This window comes from Pseudomonas sp. WC2401 (assembly GCF_041200115.1).
Taxonomy (GTDB): Bacteria; Pseudomonadota; Gammaproteobacteria; order Pseudomonadales; family Pseudomonadaceae; genus Aquipseudomonas; species Aquipseudomonas fragi.
Window position 1 is genome coordinate 2,637,370 of the sequence record NZ_CP165623.1, and the last position, 23,547, is coordinate 2,660,916.

At 61.4% G+C, this 23,547-nt stretch carries 22 protein-coding genes; 15 read left to right on the forward strand and 7 right to left on the reverse strand.

Features of this window, described 5'->3' with window-relative positions:
- Positions 1 to 50 precede the first annotated feature (50 nt).
- The 4 genes from AB3G35_RS12000 to AB3G35_RS12015 all read right to left on the reverse strand — a co-directional run bounded on the left by AB3G35_RS12000 (position 51) and on the right by AB3G35_RS12015 (position 4,504).
- Positions 51 to 542: a CS1 type fimbrial major subunit gene (locus AB3G35_RS12000; protein WP_016780474.1), complete on the reverse strand. Its 492-nt coding sequence runs from the start codon at positions 540 to 542 to the stop codon at positions 51 to 53.
- Positions 539 to 1,282, reverse strand: a complete 744-nt coding sequence (locus AB3G35_RS12005) for a pilus assembly protein (protein WP_086796309.1) — start codon at positions 1,280 to 1,282, stop codon at positions 539 to 541. The genes AB3G35_RS12000 and AB3G35_RS12005 overlap by 4 nt, the downstream gene beginning before the upstream one ends.
- Before the next feature lie 93 nt (positions 1,283 to 1,375).
- Positions 1,376 to 3,904, reverse strand: a complete 2,529-nt coding sequence (locus AB3G35_RS12010) for a CS1-pili formation C-terminal domain-containing protein (protein WP_029611360.1) — start codon at positions 3,902 to 3,904, stop codon at positions 1,376 to 1,378.
- Positions 3,905 to 4,012: 108 nt separating this feature from the next.
- Positions 4,013 to 4,504, reverse strand: coding sequence for a CS1 type fimbrial major subunit (locus AB3G35_RS12015; protein WP_106116173.1), 492 nt, complete (start codon positions 4,502 to 4,504; stop codon positions 4,013 to 4,015).
- Between the two features lie 478 nt (positions 4,505 to 4,982).
- Here AB3G35_RS12015 and AB3G35_RS12020 point away from each other — a divergent pair, with 478 nt between their 5' ends.
- The 9 genes from AB3G35_RS12020 (at position 4,983) to AB3G35_RS12060 (ending at position 13,358) form a co-directional block, all read left to right on the forward strand.
- Positions 4,983 to 5,537, forward strand: a complete 555-nt coding sequence (locus tag AB3G35_RS12020; protein ID WP_088377103.1) for a PadR family transcriptional regulator — start codon at positions 4,983 to 4,985, stop codon at positions 5,535 to 5,537.
- A gap of 146 nt (positions 5,538 to 5,683) precedes the next feature.
- Entirely contained in the window at positions 5,684 to 6,448 is a 765-nt protein-coding gene (locus AB3G35_RS12025; protein ID WP_169909069.1) for an enoyl-CoA hydratase family protein, read from the forward strand.
- Between the two features lie 10 nt (positions 6,449 to 6,458).
- The gene (locus AB3G35_RS12030; protein ID WP_095040762.1) at positions 6,459 to 7,613 is read left to right on the forward strand and encodes an acyl-CoA dehydrogenase family protein; all 1,155 of its coding nucleotides are present in this window, start codon (positions 6,459 to 6,461) and stop codon (positions 7,611 to 7,613) included.
- An 8-nt stretch (positions 7,614 to 7,621) separates the two neighbouring features.
- Positions 7,622 to 8,680 (forward strand): acyl-CoA dehydrogenase family protein, encoded by a 1,059-nt coding sequence (locus tag AB3G35_RS12035; RefSeq protein WP_169909071.1) that lies wholly within the window; start codon positions 7,622 to 7,624, stop codon positions 8,678 to 8,680.
- Between the two features lie 3 nt (positions 8,681 to 8,683).
- Positions 8,684 to 9,835 (forward strand): acetyl-CoA C-acetyltransferase, encoded by a 1,152-nt coding sequence (locus AB3G35_RS12040; protein WP_106116176.1) that lies wholly within the window; start codon positions 8,684 to 8,686, stop codon positions 9,833 to 9,835.
- A gap of 10 nt (positions 9,836 to 9,845) precedes the next feature.
- Entirely contained in the window at positions 9,846 to 10,724 is an 879-nt protein-coding gene (locus tag AB3G35_RS12045; protein WP_106116177.1) for an SDR family oxidoreductase, read from the forward strand.
- A 149-nt stretch (positions 10,725 to 10,873) separates the two neighbouring features.
- Positions 10,874 to 11,659 (forward strand): SDR family oxidoreductase, encoded by a 786-nt coding sequence (locus AB3G35_RS12050; protein WP_095040765.1) that lies wholly within the window; start codon positions 10,874 to 10,876, stop codon positions 11,657 to 11,659.
- Between the two features lie 10 nt (positions 11,660 to 11,669).
- Positions 11,670 to 12,140 (forward strand): MaoC family dehydratase, encoded by a 471-nt coding sequence (locus tag AB3G35_RS12055; RefSeq protein ID WP_016780485.1) that lies wholly within the window; start codon positions 11,670 to 11,672, stop codon positions 12,138 to 12,140.
- A 9-nt stretch (positions 12,141 to 12,149) separates the two neighbouring features.
- On the forward strand, positions 12,150 to 13,358 hold the full coding sequence (locus tag AB3G35_RS12060) for an acetyl-CoA C-acyltransferase (RefSeq protein WP_016780486.1): 1,209 nt from the start codon (positions 12,150 to 12,152) through the stop codon (positions 13,356 to 13,358).
- 62 nt (positions 13,359 to 13,420) lie between these two features.
- Here AB3G35_RS12060 and AB3G35_RS12065 read toward each other — a convergent pair whose 3' ends face one another.
- Complete coding sequence (locus AB3G35_RS12065; RefSeq protein WP_166672962.1) at positions 13,421 to 13,675, reverse strand: hypothetical protein; 255 nt, start codon at positions 13,673 to 13,675, stop codon at positions 13,421 to 13,423.
- 122 nt (positions 13,676 to 13,797) lie between these two features.
- Between AB3G35_RS12065 and AB3G35_RS12070 the strand changes: the two genes are divergently transcribed.
- From AB3G35_RS12070 to AB3G35_RS12095, 6 genes are all read left to right on the forward strand, one after another.
- On the forward strand, positions 13,798 to 15,894 hold the full coding sequence (locus tag AB3G35_RS12070; RefSeq protein WP_369781498.1) for a putative bifunctional diguanylate cyclase/phosphodiesterase: 2,097 nt from the start codon (positions 13,798 to 13,800) through the stop codon (positions 15,892 to 15,894).
- Positions 15,895 to 15,960: 66 nt separating this feature from the next.
- A complete protein-coding gene (locus AB3G35_RS12075) occupies positions 15,961 to 16,707 on the forward strand; it encodes an SDR family oxidoreductase (protein WP_016780488.1) in 747 nt (248 codons plus the stop codon).
- Between the two features lie 198 nt (positions 16,708 to 16,905).
- A complete protein-coding gene (locus tag AB3G35_RS12080; RefSeq protein WP_016780489.1) occupies positions 16,906 to 17,406 on the forward strand; it encodes a sigma-70 family RNA polymerase sigma factor in 501 nt (166 codons plus the stop codon).
- A complete protein-coding gene (locus AB3G35_RS12085; RefSeq protein ID WP_169904983.1) occupies positions 17,403 to 18,380 on the forward strand; it encodes a FecR domain-containing protein in 978 nt (325 codons plus the stop codon). The genes AB3G35_RS12080 and AB3G35_RS12085 overlap by 4 nt, the downstream gene beginning before the upstream one ends.
- Positions 18,381 to 18,480: 100 nt before the next feature.
- Positions 18,481 to 20,916, forward strand: coding sequence for a TonB-dependent siderophore receptor (locus AB3G35_RS12090; RefSeq protein WP_369781499.1), 2,436 nt, complete (start codon positions 18,481 to 18,483; stop codon positions 20,914 to 20,916).
- A 1-nt stretch (position 20,917) separates the two neighbouring features.
- Positions 20,918 to 21,046, forward strand: coding sequence for a hypothetical protein (locus tag AB3G35_RS12095; RefSeq protein ID WP_262501858.1), 129 nt, complete (start codon positions 20,918 to 20,920; stop codon positions 21,044 to 21,046).
- Between the two features lie 193 nt (positions 21,047 to 21,239).
- Here AB3G35_RS12095 and AB3G35_RS12100 read toward each other — a convergent pair whose 3' ends face one another.
- Both AB3G35_RS12100 and AB3G35_RS12105 read right to left on the reverse strand, forming a co-directional pair.
- Positions 21,240 to 22,478: an AGE family epimerase/isomerase gene (locus AB3G35_RS12100; RefSeq protein WP_369781500.1), complete on the reverse strand. Its 1,239-nt coding sequence runs from the start codon at positions 22,476 to 22,478 to the stop codon at positions 21,240 to 21,242.
- Positions 22,479 to 22,570: 92 nt separating this feature from the next.
- Positions 22,571 to 23,434 (reverse strand): LysR family transcriptional regulator, encoded by an 864-nt coding sequence (locus AB3G35_RS12105; RefSeq protein ID WP_369781501.1) that lies wholly within the window; start codon positions 23,432 to 23,434, stop codon positions 22,571 to 22,573.
- Between the last annotated feature and the right edge of the window lie 113 nt (positions 23,435 to 23,547).

Here is a 23,547-nt window from a genome sequence, read left to right on the forward strand (position 1 = left end):
TGACTCGGACTAGTCCCTTTGAGGGCTTGTGCTGTCGCCTTGCCGGTCGATCAAGGCGCCAGGGTCTCGAACAGGATCAGGACATTGCCGTAATACTTGCCCGCCTCGTACCCTTGAGCCGGTTTGACGGCATCAATGCGCAATGGCACCCGCAGACCGTAGCGCGCTTGCTGATCATTGGCGATGACGCTATCGGTCAGGGTCAACAGCTGGTTGTTGAGCTTGACCTGTAGCGGGATCTCGAACTTGGTACTGGACAGCTTTGGCTCGTAGCCCAACCGTGCGGTTATAGCGCCACCGCTGCTGAGTACGTCGAAGAATGCCTTGATCGGTACAAGGTCCAGATGCTGTGGATTCCAGCCCATTTGATGTTCACGCTCAAGAAAACCCGGGTCAGCAGGCAGGGCATAGAACTCCTGGGTCGGGATAGATACCGTGACCTCAAAATCATGCACTTCGCGCACGGCATGCGCTGTGTAATGAGTCGCCAGTAACCCAGCCGCCAGTGCATAGCTCAGGGTGAGCTTGGCGAGCAGTTTCATGGGCCTTGTACCTCGATGTTTTTCTTAACATGGCCCTCTATCAGATTGAAGCGATAGTGGCGGTCTGCCTCTTTGGTAAATGTCATGAAGCGGCCGGGCAGGACATGATGCAAGGTGACGGGTTTGCAGTCCTGTGCATCCTTGAGCGAGCAGTCCTTGAACGCTTCGAGCACCACCACCGTGTTGCCGTTGTTGCGCAGGGTATACTGCAGCGGGGTGTCTTCTATTCGGGTATCAAACCTGGCGTTTGAAGGTCTGACGATAAAAATCGTGCCGTAGCCAGCCATCACATTGACGCCGGCCGACAGGCTTTTTTTGTACTCACTGACTTCACCCTCGCTGATGGCGAACTGATCTTCCTTTTCAGGCACTACGGGCACAAAACGAACCCGGTAATAGCGCTCTTTGTCGCGGGTGCCCTTGAACAACAGTCGTGTGCCCTGATTGCCCTTGGCTGGCACGATCAGGCGGGCCGGGCTGGCGATCAAGCCATCGCGTGTGGGGGAGTTGCCCTTGCTATTGAGCGGCACTTCTTCGTGTGTGCCGTCCGGCTTGTAGACGATTTCCAGAATTGAAATACGCACAAACGCCGTGCTGCTGCCACCGTTGTACACCCGCTTTAAATACGAGCTGTGCCCGGCGTCCATATAGTCGAAAACGCTTCCGATGTTGATGTTGGGGCTCGCCATTGCGCCCAGTGAGTAAAGGCACAGGCCCAATAACGTAATGACAAGTTTCATGGTTGTTTCCCGCTTTGTGTTTGCTGCCTGGCAGCATTGAATTTCTGAACCCGATGAACTGTTGCAACCCCAGCGCTACTAACCCGTTGTCGCCTACAAGCCTGCTACGTTGTCACCCGTGACCGACCTGGTCAGCGTCTCGGGGATGCAGCGCACGTCGCCAATTTCCAGAACGTTGGCCTGCATTGCTGTTGTGCTCATGTCGATTGCCAGTTGGCAGAGCAATGCTTCGCCCTTGCGCACTTCGAGCGTGGGCGCTCCAGCGTTCATTTCCATCGAGAAGAACCCGTCCACTTCACTGACCCCACGGCTGGCATGGTTGATGATGTGATGGCCCTTGAGCGGTTTGCCCTGCGGGTCCAGCAGGCGCCCAAGCACGGTGACGGTTTTGGCCACATTAATCTTGCGATAGCCCACGCCGCCCTTATTAAGATGATAGCGCGTGCGCGGTGGCTGGATGGCAGCAGCAGGGACGTCGGTGCCCTGGAAGTCGAAGCTGACCGAACTGTTCTTGTAGGCGGTAATGGGGATAAAATTGCGGCCCGGGCGCAGTACCGTACTGCTGCCGCTCAGGTCATCGGCGCGCAGGTCGATATCGGCAACATCGGACTCCACATCAACGATCAGACCGGCCCCCTGGCCCCCGGGTTGGCTGGTCATGGCCAGTTTTGAGCCGCTCAAGGCCACGGTGCTGTCCAGGTTCAGGCCGCCACTGAAGTTGCCGTTGTAGGAGGAACGTTGCAGGAACAGGTCGCCGCCAAAGGCATCGAGCTGGAAGCTGGTGCGCCCGTTGAGCCCTATGCCATACGCATCGATGTTAGCCGTAGCTGCCACGCTTTGCAGGGTATGGTCCTTGAGGTCCTTGCTGTAGCTGAGTGAAGCGTTGTTGTTGCGTTCACCGTCGCGACTGGTACGCGAGCCCAGGCTGGCCGACCAGCGCTCGCCCGGTCCGCCGAGGGCAAGGCTGAAACTGAGGTCGAAGCCACGGTTTCGCGTGTTGGCGCTGCTGAGGCTAGCCGGGCGGTCAAATACCGACAAACGCCAGTTGCCATCGCTGCCAAACAGATGGGTCATTTGCGTCCAACCTAGATCCAGGCCGTATCCTTGTGTGTAACCATCGCTATGGGACAGACGCGCGCTGAAGGTGTTTCTGACCCCGAAGCGATGGTTCAAGGACGCCGAAGAGCGGCTGACCTGCCCCAAATAAGCCGTCTTTGGGCGCAGATAGGTGCCATCCGGCAGCGTTTCATAGGTGTCGCGAGTATCGAGCCAACTGCGGTTGTGCGTGAAGATGATGCTGCCCGTGCCATAGTTATATTGGCTGTTGAGGTCGACACCCGTGCCGTGGTTTTTGGTCTGGTAGAGGTTGGCGTAAAAGCCGACAGCGCCGCTCAGCGTCCAGTCAATGGAGGTACCCCATTGCACGTTACCCTTGACCTGGCGTCCTGAGACACCCAGTACCACGCGCGGATGCAGCAGGTAATTAACGGCGCCGCCGGCGGTCATCTCGCCGCTGGCCTTATCGTCCCAGTTGCTCAGCAACGTACTCTCACGGCCGGCAAACAGGTTATAGCGCCAGGGGTTGTCGAGGTTGCGCCAGTTGCTCGGCTTGTACACCAATTCCGTGGTGGTACTGCTGACCTGGTCATCCTCGACCAGGCGCACTTGCACTTCGTAGATCCCGCCTGGCAGGGGGCGGGTGTCCAGACTTTGCAAGCCAGCAGCGACCGGTTGGGTGTTGATCAACACGCCGTTACGATAGATTTGCGCCGTCGCCTGCCGGTTGGGCGTGACATAAATGGGGTAGATGCTGGGTTTGGGCAGAGTAATGCTCAAGCTGTCTGAGCTGCCGTACATCACGCCAAACGCCGTATCAGGGTTGTCCCCGAGTGTGCGGATCTGGCGGGTAAGGCCTTCTGACCCGGGGATAAAGTAACCCAGGCGCAGGAAGCTGCCTGGCAGTTCGCGCTGGGTGTAGGCCGAATACACTGCGTGCCTGATCTGGTTCTCTTGCGGGCCGCCGATGCGATTCAGTTGCAGGTTGAGTGTCTGGGTCCATTTTCCCAGGCTGCTGCTGGCCTCCAGACCATAACGGCCGCCCAGGTATTCCTGCTGGCCACCGGTGAGGTTCAACTGGTTACGCAGGATCAATCCGGTGCTGCCATCGATGGGCAGGTCGTAGTATTGGCTTTGCTGGAATTGTTGTTCGGCTTTTTCGGTCAGCAACGAGACCATTGAGTTCTCAAGGTTGTAGTGAATGGCAAGCAACTGTTCGGGGCATTTGCTCGTGCAGGCCCCCAGCGGGGTACCCTGTTTGAGATGATCCGCCCATATGTCCCGTTCATTGGGGGATATCTGGCTTTCGTTGTAGTCCGTGAACTCGAGCAGCGTGATACGGTCATCCCGTGACAGCACAATAAGGGCTTCTCCGACCAGTTGACTGTCACGCTCCACTTGTACGGCCAGCGGCACATCGAAAAGATGCTCTTCAAAGTCTGCCGGCAGCCCCTTGGCCTGCTCCAGCAAACGTTTAGGCGTGATGCTGTTGCCTGCAGCCACTGCAAGAGTCGCAAAACACATCAATGAAGCAAGTGTTGCCGCGATGCATGTCATCGGGAACATGTTCACCATACTCTGCTATCAAACCAATAGTTTATTTGTGGTGCCCGTTCAGCGAGTGCACTGAACGGGCACCAAGTGCTACCGAATCAAAGGGCCATAGCCGAATTGTTATGGTGCCGTGCTTTCAAAAATCACAGTGAATGACGCGTCATAATTACCTGAAGCGCCGCTTGGAATAGGACCAGGGCTAATTGTCAGGTCGGCTGATCCCCCGCTATTGGCAAGGGTTTGCTCCACTACTTCCTGAGTAGTGCCAGTCAGGACTACGTTATTGAATTTGGTGGTTAGCGGAATATTTTGAGCGCTGTTGCCGTTGTAGAGATTTGAGGCGCCGCCCTCAATAAAAGCCTTGATCGCGCCCGTCGTGCTTTTGTATGTGTAACGCTGGCTCAGGCCGCCCAGGCTGGAGTTGCTCGGGTTGTAAGCCAGCACTTCTGCTTGTCCGAAGTTTGGATTGGTTGGCAGTGCTTGAAACTCGGTGCTTGGAACGACTGCGCTGATGTTGATTGAGGTTGAAGAGGTGTTGGCAACTGCCATGCTTGCCGTCGATGTACCAATGATCAGGGTGCCAAGAATTACAGCGATTTTGCTTTTGAACATAATTTAAGTACCAGTAGGTCAATAAGACTCTCAGGGGGGGGTGAGGCTTTCAGCTTTATACGGGGCGAGAGCGAAATCTCTAAACTCCGTTTGTAGCGCCAAATCAGATTAAAGGAAAATAATGGTCAGGTAAGTAGTCATAGCCCCAAGCTTTTGTAGTCTTTTTCAGACATGACTAGAGCGATATATCTGATATTTGGATTTGGGCTGTTTTCCGGTTGTGAAATTATTAGATATAAATTTTCGGCAGGCGTGCCTGGCTGTATTTTGTTGTGCGTGCGTATGGGGGATGGTTGTGATGCGGGGTGGGTAAGTAAGTTATATCATTAATGGAAGTTTAGTTGTGTCGTAGTTGCGGGGTGTGTTGTATTTTTTATTAGTGTGTAACTGTATTTTTGTCAGGGTTGTGTTAATGGCTTGAGTTGAAAATTAAGTTGTGTTTTAACGTGGGCTCTGTTGAATGAAATGGAGTGCGAACATGAGTAGCCAATATAAGTATCAACATGAGAGCGATTTTGGCGAGGTAATGGATAAACGCTCAGCGCGAGAGCGCGGCAGCCGGAACCCGAGGGTTTTTGCCGCCGGTGACTTGAAGTTGTTGTTGCTGTCGCTGGTACGCGATCAACCGCGCCACGGTTATGACTTGATCCAGCAAGTCGAGGCCCTTTTCGATGGCGCCTACAGCCCCAGCCCGGGGGTAATTTATCCAACAATGGCGTTTCTGGAGGCCGGCCATCTGGTTGTGGCCTGCATGGAAGGGGAGAAAAAGTGCTACAGCATTACTGAGGCTGGATGCACTTATTTGACCCAGCAACACGTTGCCCTCAATGGGGTGCGCATGCGCATCGATGTCAGCAGGCGCTCGCTGCGCAGCCAGGGCCGGCCCGAAGAAATCCACGAGGCCGTGCATAACCTGCGTCATGCCCTGCAATTGCATCAGGGGCTCTGGAGCCCGGCCGAGATCCAGCGAGTGCATGACTTGCTCAATAACACCGCCAAAGCCATCGTTGACGGCCCGTCCGGGTTTGAGTAAGGCAGCACATGACGCCTCGCGGCCGCTGATGAACCGGTGCCACCCGGTGCGTCAGCGGCTGCACTCGCGTTAGTCTCAACGGACGATGATCACGCCGCAGCGCATTCCCATACTGCTCCCATGCCTTTGCCAACCCGGGAGCACCTGTGAACAGCGCAACTCATACCGCATTTCACACCAGCATCGACGCAGGCGTCGCTGAGCTGGTGATCGACCGGCCACCGGTCAATGCCCTCGACAGCCAGCAATGGCTGGACCTGGCGCATACCCTCGAAGCCCTGGGCCAGAACCCGCAAGTGCGCGTCATCGTGATCCGCTCCGAGGGTCGTGGTTTTTGTGCCGGGGTCGATATCAAGGAGCTGGACGCCCACCCTGAGCTGATCGTCAAGGTCAACGCGGGTAACTACGCCACCTTCAAGGCGGTGCATCGCAACCCGGTGCCGGTGATTGTTGCGGTACATGGTTTTGTACTGGGCGGCGGGATCGGCATTACCGGCGCTGCAGACATCGTCGTCGCCTCCGACTGCGCAACGTTTGCCCTGCCGGAAGTGGACCGTGGCGCGATGGGCGGCGGAGCGCACTTACAGCGTTTGTTCCCGGTGCAAAAAGTCCGTTACCTGTTCCTGACCGGCGACAAAATCAGCGCCGTCGACGCCCAGCAGTACGGCTTTATCGAGCGCGTGGTGCCCCGCGAGCAACTGCGCGAAACCGCTCTGGAAATAGCCCGCAAGATCGCCAGTAAAAGCCCGGCGATGATCCGTATCGCCAAGGAGGCGCTCAACGGTATCGAAGACGGCAACCTGGAAGACAAATACCGCTGGGAGCAGGGTTTTACGCTGCAGGCCTACAACTGCGCGGACTCCGCTGAAACCCGCCGCGCGTTCGTTGAAAAACGCGACGCCACGTTCTGAGGAGTTGAAGATGGATCTGACTTACTCCCACAAGCAGAAAGCTTTCCGTCAGGAGGTGCGCCAATGGCTGGCGGACAACCTGCCGGCCACGCCGCTGGCCAGCTACGACACCCGTGAAGGGTTCGAACAGCACCGCCAGTGGGAAGCCAAGCTGTTCGAAAGCCGGCTGTCGATGGTCATGTGGCCTACCGAGCTGGGCGGGCGCGGCTGCGATCTGATCGAGTGGCTGATTTTCGAAGAAGAATATTACGGTGCCGGCGCGCCGATGCGGGTCAATCAGAACGGCCAGCTGTTGCTGGGCCCGACCTTGATGGAGTTCGGTACCGAGGCGCAGAAAAAACGTTTCTTGCCACGCATGGCGGCCAGTGCCGACATGTGGGCCCAGGGCTGGTCGGAACCCAACGCCGGTTCCGATATGGCGGCGATCACCAGCAAGGCCAGCCGTGACGGTGACAGCTATGTGCTTAACGGCCAGAAAACCTGGTCGACACGGGCGATTTTTGCCGACTGGCTGTTCGGCCTGTTCCGCAGCGACCCTGGTTCAAGCCGTCACCACGGCCTGTCCTTTGTGATGGTGCCGCTCAACGCGCCGGGGGTCACGGTACGTCCGATCAAGGCCTTGAACGGCAAGGATGCGTTTGCCGAAGTGTTCTTCGACGACGTGCGTATACCGCTGGAAAACCGTATCGGTGACGAAGGGCAGGGCTGGCATGTAGCAATGGCCACTGCCGGTTTCGAACGCGGTTTGCTGCTGCGCTCGCCGGCGCGCTTTCAGTACACGGCGCGCAAGCTGGTGGAGCTGTATCAGGCCAACCGCGCCAGCGCCGACCGCGACCCGAGCCTGGGCGATGCGGTGTGCAAGGCCTGGATGGATGCGCAGGCGTACGCCCTGTCTTCCTACCACACCGTGGGGCGTTTGAGCCAGGGTGCGCAGATTGGCGCCGAGTCGAGCACCAACAAGATTTTCTGGTCGGAGCTGGATTTGCGCATGCACGAAACCGCCATGCGCATTCTCGGCGCCAGTGGCGAACTGACCGGTAAATCGGCGGATGGTCACGACTGGCTGGAGGGCTTTCTGTTTGCCCAGGCCGGGCCCATCTACGCCGGCACCAACGAGATCCAGCGCAATATCATTGCCGAGCGCATGCTCGGTCTGCCGAAGTGAGGCCGGGCATGGACTTTACCTTTACCGAAGACCAGATCACCTTCCGCGAGGCCATCAGCCGTTTTCTGATGACCGAAGCCGCCCCCGAGATGCTCCGTGAAATCTGGGAAACCGATGTCGGCCGCTCCCCGGATCTGCGTAACAAGATTGCCGAGCAGGGCCTCACCGCGCTGTCGATCCCCGAGGCCTTTGGCGGCCTGGGCATGGATGATGTGGCCTGGGCGCTGATGACCCAGGAGTTGGGTTACTACGCCATTCCTGACTCGCTGGCTGACACCGCGTATGTGGCCAGCGCCCTGATTGCCGGGCTGGATGACAGCGTTGCCCGGCGCGGCGAATGGCTGGAGCGCATTGCCGACGGCAGTTTGCGGGTGGCCATCGGGCACCCGGTCAATCCGTTGGTGGCTGATGCCGCCCACGCTGACTTGCTGCTGCTGGCCCATGGCGATGAAGTCCACGCCGTGCCGCGCAGCCAGGTGGATGTGCAAAACCACGCCAGCATCGATGCCTCGCGGCGCCTGGCGCAGGTCAGTTGGCAACCCGCTGCGGCCACCCAGGTGGCGCAGGGCGAGCGGGGCCGTGAACTGTGGGCGCAAACCCTGAATCGGGGCGCGCTGTCGGTGGCCGGGCAGTTGCTCGGGCTGGCCCAGCGCATGCTCGATCTGTCGGTGGATTACGCCGCGCAACGCAAACAATTTGGCAAGCCCATCGGCAGCTTTCAAGCGGTCAAGCACCACCTGGCCGATGTTGCCACGGCGCTGGAGTTCGCCAAACCGGTGCTGTATCGCGCCGCTTATGCCCTGGCGCACAACGAGCCGAATGCCGCGGTGTGGGTATCCCAGGCACGCCTGGCCAGTTGCGAAGCCAGCTGGCTGGCGGCCCGCCACGGCATTCAGGTGCACGGCGCGATGGGGTACACCTGGGAAGTCGACCTGCAAATGTTTATGAAACGCGCCTGGGCGCTGGACAACGCCTGGGGCGACCGTGCGCTGCACAAGGCCCGTGTGGCCGAGTATGTATTGAGTGGCGCGGCGCCTCTGGGCTGCGGTCACACGTTCGAGGATTGACCGATGCCTGAAGCCTATATTGTTGATGCATTGCGCAGCCCCACCGGCAAACGCAAGGGCGGCCTGGCCCACGTCCATGCCATCGACCTCGGCGCCCACGTGCTCAAGGCACTGGTGGAGCGCAACGCAATTCCGGCCGACGAATATGACGACGTGATTTTTGGGTGTGTCGACACCATCGGCTCCCAGGCCGGTGATATCGCCCGTACCAGCTGGCTGGCCGCCGGTTTGCCGTTGAATGTGCCCGGCACAACCATCGATCGCCAGTGCGGCTCATCGCAGCAGGCTTTGCATTTTGCTGCGCAAGCAGTAATGAGCGGCACCCAGGATGTGATTGCCGTGGGCGGCGTGCAGACCATGACCCAGATTCCGATTTCCTCGGCGATGCTGGCCGGTCAGCCGCTGGGTTTTGCCGATCCGTTCTCCGGCAGCAAGGGCTGGAAAGCGCGTTTTGGCGAGCAGCCGGTCAACCAGTTCTATGCCGCCCAACGTATTGCCGACCACTGGAATATCAGCCGCCAGGACATGGAAGCCTATGCCCTGGAGAGCCATCGTCGGGCGCTGGCCGCCATGGCCGCCGGTCGTTTCGTCAACGAAATCGTGCCCTGTGAAGGGGTAAGGGACGACGAAACACCGCGCCATACCAGCCTGGCGAAAATGGCCGAGCTGGAGCCGGTATCCGCCGAGTTCCCGTCGATCACCGCTGCCGTGTCCAGCCAGACCTGCGATGCCTCGGCCGCCTTGCTGGTGGTCTCCGAGGCTGCGCTCAAGCGCTACAACCTCACGCCCCGGGCGCGGATCCATCACCTTTCGGTGCTCGGCGACGACCCGATCTGGCACCTCCGGGCACCGATTGCCGCCACCCGTGCGGCGTTGAAAAAAGCCGGCATGGGCATGCAGGACATTGACCTGGTCGAGATCAACGAAGCCTTTGCCTCGGTGGTCATGGCCTGGGCCAAGGAGCTGGATTTCGACCCGGCCCGCACCAACGCCAACGGCGGCGCGATTGCCCTCGGCCATCCGCTAGGGGCCAGCGGTGCGCGGTTGATGACCAGCCTGCTCAACCAGCTTGAGCACAGCGGTGGCCGCTATGGTTTGCAGACCATGTGCGAAGGCGGTGGACAAGCCAACGTGACGATTATTGAGCGCCTCTAGGAGTAACGACATGGCAATTTGTGCAGGACGTACCGTCATCATTACCGGCGCGGGCGGCGGTTTGGGCCGCGCCTACGCGCTGGCGTTCGCCGCCGAGGGCGCCAATGTGGTGGTCAACGACATTCGTCGCGAAGCCGCAGAAGAGGTGGTGGCCGAAATACGCGAGGCGGGCGGGCAGGCCATCGCCAATGCCGATGACATCACCACCCTCGCCACGGCGCAGCACATCGTCGACGCTGCGCTGGCGGCGTTTGGCGAAGTGCATGTGTTGGTCAACAACGCCGGCATCCTGCGCGACCGCATGTTTATCAGCCTGGGTGAAGAGGACTGGGATGCGGTGATGCGTGTGCACCTGAAGGGGCATTTTTGCCTGGCCAATATTCTTGGCAAGCGCTGGCGCGACCAGGCCAAGGCGGGTAAGCCGGTGGCGGCGCGCATCATCAATACCAGCTCCGGCGCGGGCCTGCAGGGTTCGGTGGGGCAGTCCAACTACAGTGCGGCCAAAGGCGGGATTGCCGCACTGACCCTGGTCCAGGCAGCCGAGCTGGCGCGCTACGGCGTGACCGCCAATGCCCTGGCCCCGGCGGCGCGTACTTCGATGACTGAGAGTGCGATGCCGGACATGGTGAAAAAACCTGAAGACGGCGGCTTTGATGCCTGGGCTCCGGAAAACGTCGCACCGCTGGTGGTGTGGCTGGGCAGTGAATTGTCGGGGGAGGTGAGTGGGCAGATCATCGAAAGCCAGGGTGGGCGATTGTCCCTGGGCGATGGCTGGCGCACCGGGGTGACCCGCGACAAGGGCGCGCAATGGCAGCCTGAAGAGGTGGGCGTTGCCCTGGGCCAGATCCTGGCTGAAGCACCTGCGCCGCAGCGGGTGTGGGGTAGCTGATAGCGCTGGCCCTCACCCCAACCCTCTCCCGGAGGGAGAGGGGACTGATTTGAGGTGTTCTCGAAACCGCGTGCGGTCAGTCCCCTCTCCCTTGGGAGAGGGTTAGGGTGAGGGGCTTTTGATTTTTGATTAAAAAAGAGCATTCAACCATGAGACAAGCACCCCCTTATGTTCCCGGCCACCAGTTGCTGGCGGGCAAGTCGATTTTGATCACTGCCGCAGCCGGCGCCGGTATCGGTTATGCCGCGGCCAAACGCTGTGCCGAAGAGGGCTGCCGCGCCCTGATGATTTCCGATATCCACCCGCGCCGTCTCGAAGAAGCCGTCGAGCGGCTCAAGGCTGAAACCGGCTTGCAGGCGGTCTACGGGCAGCTGTGCAACGTCACTGTCGAAGCCGATGTGCAGGCCCTGGTCGCCGCCGCCGAAGAGGCCCTGGGCGGTGTCGATGTGCTGATCAACAACGCCGGGCTTGGCGGGCAGGTGCGCCTGACCGAGATGACGGATGAACAGTGGTCGTCGGTGCTGGATATCACCCTAACCGGCACCATGCGCATGACCCGCGCCATGCTCCCGCATATGGAGCGCCGAGGTGCCGGGGCCATTGTCAACAACGCCTCGGTACTGGGCTGGCGTGCGCAAAAGGAACAGGCCCATTACGCCGCCGCCAAGGCGGGGGTCATGGCCCTGACCCGTTGCAGCGCTCTGGAAGCTGCCGAAAGCGGTGTTCGGATCAACGCCGTGGCGCCGTCGATTGCCCTGCACGACTTCCTGAAAAAAGCCGCCAGCAGCGAGTTGCTCGACCAGCTCACCAGCCGCGAAGCCTTTGGTCGCGCCGCCGAAGTCTGGGAAGTGGCCAATGTCATGGTGTTTCTGGCCAGTGACTACGCCTCGTATATGGTCGGCGAAGTGCTGCCTGTCAGCTCGCAACAAGCGTGAGGCACAGAGTATGAGCACGACTTTCAGCAGTGCCGCGCAGTTGCTGGCGGCCGAGGGCATGGATCTGGGGCGCACCGACTGGCTGTTGCTGACCCAGGAGCGGATCAACCTGTTTGCCGAGGCCACCGGCGATCATCAGTGGATCCATGTCGACCCTGAGCGCGCCGCCAGCGGGCCGTTCGGTGCCTGCATCGCCCACGGCTACCTGACTCTGGCGTTGGCCAATCTGTTTATGCCGCAACTGATGCAGTTCGAAAATCTGGCCATGGGCGTCAACTGTGGCACTGACCGGCTGCGCTTCCCGGCAGCGGTCAAGGTCGGTTCGCGAATTCGCGGCCATGGCCAGGTGATGCGGGTCGAAACACTGGGCCAGGCCGTGCAGGCAGTGGTGCGCATGAGCGTCGAAATCGAAGGCAGCGAACGCCCCGGCTGTGTGGTGGACACCATCAGCCGCTACACCTTCAACCCTCTTGAACAGTGAGCCTTGAATATGAATTTGAATGACGTTGTGATCGTATCCACCGCCCGCACGGCCCTGACCAAGTCCTTCCGTGGCTCGTTCAACGATACCGAAGCGCCGGTGCTGGGCGGCCACGTGGTGCGTGCCGTCGTCGAGCGCGCAGGTATCGAGCCGGGTTCGGTGGAAGACGTGATCATGGGCGCCGCTGCCCAGCAGGGCACCCAGAGCTACAATATCGGGCGCCTGTGTGCGTACACCGGCGGTTTGCCCGATACCGTGCCGGGCATGGCGCTCGATCGCATGTGCGCTTCGGGCCTGATGAGTATCGGCGTGGCGGCCAACGGCATCATGACCGGCGAAATGAAGATAGCCGTGGCCGGTGGCGTGGAGTCGTTGTCGCTGACCCAGAACAAGTACAAAAACACCTACCGCGCCCAGTCCGAAGCCGTGCTCGAATGCATGCCCACGGCCTATATCCCGATGCTCGAAACCGCCGAAATCGTCTCCCGGCGCTACAACATCAGCCGCGAAGTGCAGGATCAGTATGCTCTGCAGAGCCAGCAACGCACGGCTGCCGCCCAGGCTGAAGGCCTGTTTGCCGATGAGATCGTGCCATTGGCAGCGCGCAAGCTGTGCTTTGACAAGGAAGGCAAGCCCAGCGGTCATCAGGAGGTAATCGCGGACCGTGACGAGTGCAACCGTCCCTCCACCACCCTTGAAGATCTGTCGAGCCTCAAGCCGGTGTGGAAAGACGGCAAGTGGATTGAACAGGGTGAGTTCATTACGGCAGGCAACGCCTCGCAGTTTTCCGATGGCGCCGCTGCGGTCTTGCTGATGAGCCGTGGCGAAGCCAGACAACGTGGAATCGAAGCCCTGGGTGTGTACCGCGGGATTGCCGTGAGTGGCTGCGCGCCGGAAGAAATGGGTATTGGCCCGGTGTATGCGATTCCCAAGTTGCTCAAGCGCTTTGGCCTGACGGTGTCGGATATTGACCTGTGGGAAATCAACGAAGCGTTCGCCTGCCAGGTGGTGCATTGCCGTGACTTTCTGCAGATTCCCAATGACCGACTGAACGTCAATGGCGGGGCGATTGCCATTGGTCACCCGTTCGGCATGTCGGGTGCACGGATGGTGGGGCACAGCCTGCTTGAAGGTCGCCGCCGTGGCGCGCGGTTTGTCGTGGTTGCCATGTGCATCGGCGGCGGCATGGGGGCAGCAGGGTTGTTTGAGTTGAACTGAAGGCAGGGGGAGCAGTTTCTTTGTGGGAGCGGGCTTGCTCGCGATTGAGGCGCCGCGGTCAGTCAGACATACCGCGGTGCGGCCATCGCGGGCAAGCCCGGCTCCCACAGAAATTGCGCCGATCTTGTGGGAGCGGGCTTGCTCGCGATTTTGGCGATGCGGTCAATCAGGCATACCGCGGCGCGACCATCGCGGGCAAGCCCGGCTCCCACAGGCATTGCGCCGATCTTGTGGGAGCGGGCTTGCTCGCGATTCCAGGCGATACGGTCAATCAGGTATACCGCGGTGCGGTCATCGCGGGCAAGCCCGGCTCCCACTGGGAGGGCATGGGGCTTAAGGATTTAGTCGCGCGGATAGGTGCGTAAAAGCAGGGAAGCAGTACAATTGCGCTTCTTTACCGGGCATGGACGCTGTTCGGCATCTGTTCACGAGAAGGCCCATGGTTTCTGCTAGTTACTCCCCCGCGCTGGTTCTGATTTCCCTGTGTGTCGCCATCCTGGCGTCGTACACCGCCCTTGACCTTAGCGGTCGCATCGCCACGGCGCGGGGGCGTACCGTGTATCTGTGGATCGGCGGCGGAGCGCTGGCAATGGGCTTTGGCGTGTGGTCGATGCACTTTATCGGCATGCTCGCCCTGCAGTTGCCCCTTGAACTGGGCTACGACCTGGGGCTGACCCTGTGGTCGTTGCTGGTGGCCATTCTGTCTTCGGGTTTTGCCTTGTGGCTGGTCAGTCAGCCACGGTTGCCGGCCCTGCAGTTGCTGTTCGGTGCCTTGATCATGGGCGCGGGGATCAGTGCCATGCATTACAGCGGCATGGCCGCGTTGCGCATGCAGCCGGGTATCGACTACGACCCGACGCTGTTCGGCCTGTCGCTGGTGATTGCCGTGGGGGCTTCGGCGGCCGCATTGTCGATTGCCTTTCGCTTGCGCAGGCAAACCCCCTATGTACGGCTGATGCGCGGTGGCGCTGCAGTGATCATGGGCCTGGCGATTGTCGGCATGCACTACACCGGCATGGCCGCTGCCAATTTTCCCATCGGCAGTTTTTGCGGTGCCGCCATCGACGGCTTGAGCGGCAACGGCCTGGACAATCTGGTGCTGGTGTCCAGCCTGGCGGTACTGGTGATCGCCTTGCTGACCTCGATTTTCGATGCCCGCCTTGATGCGCGTACCGCCGCCCTGGCAGATTCCCTGACCCTGGCCAACGAAGAACTGACCCAGTTGGCGCTGCACGACACCCTCACCGGGCTGCCCAATCGCATCCTGCTGGCCGACCGCATCGGCCAGGCGATGAACAAGGTGGCGGAGCAGGGCGGCTGTTTTTCGCTGATGTTTATCGACCTCGATGGCTTCAAACCGGTCAACGATGCTTTTGGTCATCACCTGGGCGACCGCCTGCTGCGCGAGGTCGCCTTGCGCTTGCGCGAGCAGCTGCGCAGCCAGGACACCCTGGCGCGCATTGGCGGTGACGAATTCGTGCTGCTGGTGCGCCTGCTTGAGCCAGATGATGCGCCGCAGGTGGCGGCGCGTCAGGTCAGCCTGCTGTCCCGGGCATTTCGCGTCGATGAGCATGAGTTGCTGATTTCCGCCAGTGTCGGCATCGCGCTGTACCCCGGCAATGGCCTGACCGCCGAGGAGTTGCTGATGAACGCCGATGCGGCGATGTACCACGCCAAGGGCACCGGCAAGAACGGCTACAGCTTTTTCGACGCCTCGATGAACACCAATGCGCGCAAGCAATTGCAACTGCTGCAGGACTTGCGCCAGGCCCTGGAGCTGCAGCAGTTTCGTCTGCATTACCAGCCCAAGTTCGACGCCAGCAACAGCCAGTCGGTGGGGGCTGAAGCGCTGTTGCGCTGGGAGCACCCGCAGCAGGGGTTGCTGCTGCCGGAACATTTTATCGACCTGGCGGAAAAAACCGGCCTGATCATCCCCATCGGCGACTGGGTGCTCAATGAAGCGTGCAGGCAGATGCGCGCCTGGTTCGACCAGGGCTATAGCCACTGGCGCATTGCAGTCAACCTGTCGGCATTGCAGTTCTGTTATTCCGGCCTGGTCGACAGCGTGGTCGCCGCGCTGGAGCGCCATCAGTTGCCCGCCAACAGCCTGACCCTGGAAATCACCGAAACCACCGCCATGAGCGATGCCGACGCGAGCATGGTGGTGTTGCAGCGCTTGTCGCAAATGGGCGTGGACCTGTCCATCGACGATTTTGGTACCGGTTATTCCAGCCTGATGTACCTCAAGCGCCTGCCCGCCAATGAACTGAAGATCGACCGCGGCTTTGTGCGCGACCTGGAGCACGACAGTGACGATGCGGCGATTGTCTCGGCCATTGTCGCGCTGGGCCAGGCCCTGGGTTTGCGCATCGTTGCCGAAGGGGTGGAGACCGATACCCAGCAAAGCTTTTTGACTACCCTTGGCTGTGACGCCCTGCAGGGTTTTCTACTGGGCGAGCCCTTGCCGGCGGAACAGTTTATGGCGGATATCCACAGTGCCAGGCCCGTCGAGCCAGACAACAAGACGGCGACCTGACAAAACCGCGCCTTCGCGGTTATTCTGGCAGCCAGATTTGGATCGGTGTAAGGGGAACACGTATTTATGGATAAAGTCATCGTGATCACCGGCGGCAGCCGCGGTATAGGCGCTGCCACTGCCTTGCTGGCTGCCAGGCAGGGTTATCGGATTTGCATTAACTACCTGACCGATGATGCCGCCGCCCATGAGGTGCTGGCACAGGTTCGCGCCCTCGGTGCCAAGGCCATTGCCGTGCGTGCCGATGTCAGTGACGAAGAAGAAATCATTCGCCTGTTTCTTGACGTCGATGAACAACTGGGGCCGGTGACGGCGCTGGTCAACAATGCTGGCACCGTGGGGCTCAAGTCGCGGGTCGATGAGTTGACCGACCTGCGCATCATGCACACCCTCAAGACCAACGTGCTGGGGCCGATCCTGTGCGCCAAGCATGCGGTGCTGCGCATGTCGCCGCGCTACGGCGGGCAGGGCGGAAATATCGTCAATGTGTCATCGGTGGCTGCACGCCTGGGCTCGCCCGGCGAATATGTCGACTACGCCGCTTCCAAGGGCGCGCTGGACACCTTCACCCTGGGCTTGTCCAAGGAACTGGCGGGGGAAGGGATCCGCGTCAATGCCGTGCGCCCGGGCTATATCTTCACCGACTTCCACGCCCTGAGTGGCGACCCGGGGCGAGTCAGCAAACTTGAACCGCTGATCCCGATGGGCCGTGGCGGGCGCCCCGAAGAAGTGGCAGAAGCCATTGTGTGGCTGCTCTCGGACAAGGCCTCCTACACAACGGGCACCTTCCTGGACCTGGGCGGCGGTCGCTGAAGGCCCTGCTCCCACAAGGTCGGCGCCATGCCGGTGGGAGCCGGGCTTGCCCGCGATGGAAGCGCCACGGTGTGCCTGACTGACCGCATCGCCTTAATCGCGAGCAAGCCCGCTCCCACACGGCTTGCATTTAGGCTTGATCCGACGATAATGCGACTTATTGCTATTTAAGTATGGTTATCTATCGTGTCTAGCCCTGTGGATCCCAAAAGCCTGCTGGCGAACCTGTATCACGACAATCATGCGTGGCTGCGCGGCTGGTTGTCGCGACAGGTGCGTTGCCCGCAGGATGCGGCTGATCTGGCCCAGGACACCTTCTTGCGCGCCTGGGACGCCCGGCAACTGGAGCGTATCCGGGAACCTCGCGCCTACCTGAGCACCGTGGCCCGGCGCCTGCTGTGTTCGCTGTGGCGGCGGCGCAAGCTGGAGCAGTCCTACCTCGAGCAATTGGCCGAGCTGCCCCCGGCCTTCGCCCCCTCCGCCGAAGACATTGCCCTGGTGCGCGAGGCGATCGAAGCCATCGACCGCGTGCTGGAAGGCTTGCCGTCGCGGGTCAAGCGCGCCTTTTTGCTCAATCGCCTCGAAGGCATGCCCCAGCAGGCCATCGCCGAGTTGCTGGGCGTGTCGCTGGCCACGGTGGAGCGCGATTTGCGCCGCGCCTTTGTTCATTGCCTGTCGCAGACGGCGGAGTGCCCATGAGTACAGCCAAGGTAGATCCGGTCACCCGTGCCGCCATTGACTGGATGCTGCGTCTGGAGTCCGGCCAGGCCTGCCCGTCGGAGCGCCAGGTGTTCAAGGCCTGGCTGGCCGAGAACCCCGCGCACCTGGCCGCCTGGCAGCGGGTCGCGGGGGTTCTGAAAACCCCGGTGGCTGACCTGCATGCGGTGGAGCGGCGCAGCCCCGGGCAGTTGCAGGCCGCGCGCCGGGCCCTGCTGGCCAGCACTGTAATGCCCGGTAAAAAGACCCTGCAAGGTGGCCTGCTGCTGTTGCTGCTGGGCCTGGCTGGAGCAGGCCTGGTGGACCGCGTCACGCCCCTGGCAGGCCTGACGGCCGATTACCAGACGGCCACCGGCGAGCGCAAGACGGTCGAACTGGCCGATGGTAGCCTGCTGACGCTCAATGCCCGCAGCGCGGTGGATATCCAGTTCAGCAACGGCCAGCGCCGCGTGCGCCTGCGTGAAGGCGAGCTGCAGGTGGAGGTGGCCGCCGATGCCAAGCGGCCGTTTGTGGTCACCACCGCCCAGGGCCAGGTGCAGGCGCTGGGTACGCGCTTTATGGTGCGCCAGGGCAGCGATGAAAGCCTGGCCAGCGTGCAGCAACACAGCGTGCTACTGGACACCCTGGGCGGTCAGCAGCGGCGCATCGAAACCGGTCAGGCGGTGTCGTTCACCGCCACCCAGATCGACCCGCAAACCCCGACCTCGCGCAGCCAGACCGACTGGCTGCAGGGCCGCGTCGAACTGCATGATGAACCGTTGTCGGCCCTGGTCGAGGCATTGCGGCCCTACCAGACCGGCATGCTGCGCATCAGCCCTGAAGCAGCGCGGGTGCGGGTGTTCGGCGTATTCGCGCTGGACAATACCGCGCAAACCCTCAATACGCTGGCGCAAACCCTGCCGATCAAGGTCACGCGGTACGGACCGTGGCTGACCCTGATCGAGGTGCGCCGGTAAAAACATCCGAATGCGAATTAATTGCAAATAGGGTGAGGGGAACGCCTTTCTCGTTGGTCAAGGTTACAACTGCCTACCTTGCAACGAGAAAGGACGCCCTATGCCGTACGCTCAACCGAAAACCTGCCTGCTGGCGCTGGCCATTACCCTGAGCATTGCCTGCCATCCGCAAGGCGCGCGTGCTGAGGTCATGCCCGGCGAACAAAGCGCCACGCGCTTTTTTGACCTGCCTGCCGCGCCTCTGGGCGTGACCCTGAGCCGCATCGCCCGGGATAGCAACCTGACCCTGTCGGTGGCGCCGGCCTTGTTGCAGGGCAAGACCTCTGCGCCGGTCAATGGCATGTACACCCCGCAACAGGCCGCTGAACGTGCGCTGGCGGGCAGTGGCCTGGGCTTGAGCGTGACCGACAGCGGCGCCCTGAGTGTGTACCCGCATGCCGAGGCCGGGGCGTTGAATCTGGGCGCGACCAACGTATCGGCGCGTGTTGGCGAGGATGGCCGTGGCCACGTCGACGGCTTTGTCGCCACCCGCTCGGCCACCGCCACCAAGACCGACACGCCGATCCTGGAAATCCCGCAGACCATCAACGTGGTCACCGCCGACCAGGTTCAAGAGCAAGGCGCCCGCGACCTGACCCAGGCGCTGCGCTACACCCCGGGGCTGAGCACCAACGGCTACACCGACCGCAACACCATTGCCGATGAAATCACCAGCCGCGGCTTTGCCCCGACGTTGCTCTACCTTGACGGTGCCTATCTGCCTTCGGCGGGCAGCCTGGGCGGCACCCCGCAAATAGACCCCTATACCCTGGAACGCATCGAAGTGCTCAAGGGCCCGTCTTCGGTGCTTTACGGGCAAAACCAGCCAGGGGGCATGATCAATATGGTGTCCAAGCGCCCGAGCACCGAGGCCAAACATCAGGTCAAGGTCGGTACCGGCAGTTTTGACCGCTACAACCTGGCCTTCGACACCACCGGCCCGCTGGACGACGCCAAAACCTTGAGCTACCGGCTGATCGGCGTCGGCAACACCGGCAGCGAACAAATCGACTACACCGAAGATTCGCGCATGCTGCTGGCGCCCAGTTTTACCTGGGCGCCCGATGACAGCACCGAGCTGACGGTGTACGCGCAATTGCAACGGGATGATGCCCTGGCCGACTATCAGTCATTGCCAGCCGTGGGCAGCCTGTACCGCAACTCCCAGGGCAACAAGATTGATCGTGACTTCTTTTCGGGCGACTCGAAATGGAACGACTACAAGCGCGACCAGTATGTGCTCGGCTACCAGTTTTCCCATGCCTTCAACGAGGTCATGACCTACAGGCAGAGCTTGAGCTACATCGACGTCAATGACCGCTACAAGGGTTTCTACCTCAACCGTTTTGTCACTGCCCCGGACGGTGCCACCGACACCCATGCCAGCCGCACCAAGCTGGACTGGCGCCAGCAGAACAGCTCGTACAGCTTCGACAACCACCTGCAGAGCGACTTCGTCACCGGCCCCTTGCAGCACACCTTGCTGGTGGGCCTGGACTACCGTGATTTCACTCGCAAGTATCAGGGTTACAACCTGTCCGGCAGCGAGATCATCGACCTCTACAACCCCACCAACTACCGCACCCTGGGCGTGCCGACCCTGACCACCCAATGGGACAACAAGGTCAAGCAGACCGGCCTGTATGTGCAGGACCAGATCAAGCTGGACAACGTGATCCTCACCATTGGCGGGCGCCAGGACTGGGCCAGGGTTGAGAACAACGACCTGCTGGCCAGCTCCCGGGAGAGTCAGGACGACAACAAGTTCACCGCGCGTGTGGGCCTGACCTATGTCACCTCGTTCGGCCTGGCGCCGTATATCAGCTACACCGAATCCTTCCTGCCGTCGGTGGGCACTGCGGCGCCGGCCCGGGGTGGCAAGGCGTTCGCGCCGATGACGGGCAAGCAATATGAAGTGGGGGTCAAATACCAGCCCAACGACTCCAGCCTGCTCACTGCCTCGGTGTTCGAGATCACCCAGCAGAACGTCCTGACCGGTGACCTTGAGTATCTGGAGTATCAGGTTCAGGCAGGTGAGGTCAGGTCGCGAGGCATTGAAGTTGAAGGTAAAAGCAGCTTCAACAACATTGACCTGATTGCGTCGGTGTCATATCTGGACGTGTTCTACACCAAGTCCAACTACGGCAATGAAGGCAACCGCAGCGAGGCGCAATCGCCGTGGGCGGCCAGCGTGTGGGCGGACTACCACTTTACCGGCCAGGCGCTGGCAGGCGTGACCCTGGGCGGTGGTGCGCGGTATACCGGGAAAAACTTCGGGGATTCGGACAACACCTTCAAGACGCCGTCGTTTGTGGTGTATGACGCCACGCTCAGCTACGACCTGGCGGCGCTGGATGCGAGCTTCAAGGGTGTGAGCACCCGCCTGAACGTGCAGAACCTGTTTGATCGCGAGTATGTGTCCTCGTGCAACTACAGCTTCGGCTGCTACTACGGCCAGCAGCGCACGGCATCGCTGGAGGTTCAATACGACTGGTGATGTGCCTGATGCACCGCATCGCCTGAATCGCGAGCAAGCCCGCTCCCACAAGGTCGGCGCAATGCCTGTGGGAGCCGGGCTTGCCCGCGATGGCCGCGCCGCGGTGTGCCTGACTGACCGCATCGCCTGAATCGCGAGCAAGCCCGCTCCCACAAGATCGGCGCAATGCCTGTGGGAGCCGGGCTTGCCCGCGATGGCCGCGCCGCGGTGTGCCTGACTGACCGCATCGCCTGAATCGCGAGCAAGCCCGCTCCCACAAGGTCGGCGCAATGCCTGTGGGAGCCGGGCTTGCCCGCGATGGCTTCGCCGCGGTGTGCCAGCTTTCAGCGCCGCAGCTTGAGCGCGCTGGCCAGGCTGATGGCCAGCGGCAAGCGGGGTAGCAAGGTGGCCTGGTAGGCATGGTAAAGGTCCGGCTTGCCGGGCCAGATGGTCTGCGATGGCAGGTTGTCGGCCCCCAGTTCGTGATGCCAGCTGCCGTTCACACGATCGATCATGTGCAGGTCGATATAGTCCCAGAACTGCTGATACCACACCTCATACCCAGGCTCGTCGGTGCGTTGCAGCAACGCAGCCGCCGCAGCCGCCGCTTCGGCCACAACCCAGTGCAGCCGCTCGCGCACCAACGGTTGATGGTTCCAGTCCAGGGTGTAGACGATTCCGCCATTGCCAGCCCAGCCATGCTGGCAGGCGCTGGCGAACAGTTGGCGCGCGTCTGCCAGCAACCACTCGGGCGCCGGCAGCCCGCGTTGTTTGCGTGCCGCCTCCAGGTGCAGCAACAGGCGCGCCCACTCAAAGGCATGGCCCGGGGTTTTGCCGAAAGGGCGAAAGCCGTCTGACGGGTTGTCGCGGTTGTAGTCGGGCAGCGGCTGCCAGTTGTGATCGAAATGCTCCACCGGCAGGTAGCCGGACTGCGCCGCCTGCTGGTGGATCAGCCGCTCGGTAATGCGCAGGGCGCGATCGAGCCACAGGTCTTCGTCGAGGACATCAGCCAGGGCCAGAAACGCCTCAACACCATGCATATTGCTGTTGGCTCCGCGATACGCCTCGCAGTCACTCCAGTCGCGGGCAAAGCTTTCCAGCAGGGCGCCTTGCGGCTCGGACCAGAACCGGCCTTCAACAATAGCCACCGCATCACCCAGCAACTCGGCCGAGCCACCGCGTCCGGCCACCGCTGCCGAGCTGGCGGCCAGCGCGACAAAGGCATGCAGGTATGCAGCCTTGCGGGTGTTGCCGTCCTGCGCGCCAGGGCTGGCAAACCAGCCGCCATGCTCGCTGTCGCGCAGCGGGCCGGCCAGTGCCGCCAGGCCGTGGTCGATCAGCGGCGCGCATCCAGGCAGGCCTTGAATGTGGGCGAGGGCAAAACTGTGGACCATACGCGCCGTGGTGAGGGTGTCGGCGGGTGCATCGTCCGCTCGGCGGCCATACCGGTCGAGCTGGGCGAAGCCTGATGGCACGCGGGCGGCCTTGGCGAAATCCACCAGCGCCTGGCCCTGGTCGCGCAGCCACTGTTGATGGGAGGCCGAAGTCAGCCAGCTGTCGTGGGTCCGGGTAAGGTCGGTCATGTGCCACCTGTATTGTTTTTATGCGTTGCTCAGCGCTCGCAGCCTAAGGGATTGGCCCTCGGGCTGAAAGCATTCATCGGTGGCCGATCGTCTTAAATTTCCGGCTCCCACTGCTGCGACCAGTCGCTGTCCTGCTTGACGATCTCGCGCAGCAACGCGATGCCTTCCTGCAAGGCGGCGCAGTCACGCTCGCGGGAGTACACCAGGTAGGTGGGGTAGCTGAATTCCGGGGCCTTGGGCACCCGTTCCAGGGCGCCGCTGTCCAGGTAACTCTTGACCACGCGGGTGCGGAAGTAGCCGCTGCCGCCGTTGTCCAGAATGTAATGCAGGGCCACCGGCCCCAGGTTGAAACTGATGGCGGCTCGCGCTTTGTCGGGCAGGGCGGCGTCATGCTGACGACGAAAGCCTTCGCCCCATTCAACATACACATAAGGCTCGGGCTGCTCGGGGCGGCGGATCTGGATCAGTTTTTCTTCCAGCAACTGCTCCACCTGCACCCCGGGCCAGTAGGCGGGCTGATAGACCAGGGCGGCGTCCAGCAGGCCCATTTCAATCTGGCGCAGCAGTTGCCCGGCATCGCTGATCTGGATGCGCAGGGCATGGGTGGTCAGGTTCTGGCGCAGGGCTTTGGCCCAGTTGAGGATCAGCGGGTTGCACAGGCTGACCTCACCGCCGATATGCAGCAACTGGTCCAGCCCTTCGGGCCGTGGCAGGTCGCGGCGGGCGGCCTCCCAGGTTTGCAGCAGCTGGTTGGCGTACACCACGAAGGCCTCGCCTTCGGGGGTGAGCTTGGCCCCCGCGCGGTTACGGATAAACAGGGTCACGCCCAGCAGGCTTTCCAGCTTGTGAACCCGGGCAGTGACAGCCGTCTGGGTGACATGGAGTTTTTCCGCCGCGCCCACCAGGCTGCCGTAGCGGACGATTTCAAGGAAGGTACGGGCCAGGTCGAGGTCCATAAGCGCGCCAGTGTGCAAGGGGCCTCCAGTGTAAGGGCAATGGCTGAAAAACACATGAAACGCGCCCTTTATTGGCACGCATCAATGTTTGTTTTCAGAAGCAGGCTAAGGTC